Genomic DNA, 257 nt, shown 5'->3' with positions numbered 1-257 from the left:
AGCTTGGGTTTGAAGTCGTCATACAGTCAGGTGCAGGTCAAGCAGCATATTATGCTGATGAGTTGTATCAGGCTGCTGGTGCCGATATTGCCAATAGCAGCGCCGAGGTAGTCACCCAGTCTCAGATTATTACCACGGTGAATGACTTGCCTGCTGCGGTGACAGAGAGCCTAACAACGGGTCAGATCGTCGTTGGTATGCTCGACCCCTATCGTAATAGCCAGCTAGATACTTATGCGGCTAAAGGCGTTACTACC

General features: G+C 50.6%; 1 pseudogene. It reads left to right on the top strand.

Annotated elements, in window-relative coordinates:
- Positions 1 to 257: pseudogene (locus tag AAEY78_RS13915) on the top strand (NAD(P)(+) transhydrogenase (Re/Si-specific) subunit alpha); the annotation flags it as partial.

The organism is Psychrobacter sp. 16-MNA-CIBAN-0192, from assembly GCF_040309565.1.
Classification (GTDB): Bacteria; Pseudomonadota; Gammaproteobacteria; order Pseudomonadales; family Moraxellaceae; genus Psychrobacter.
This window is presented reverse-complemented; position numbering and strand designations above follow the sequence as displayed.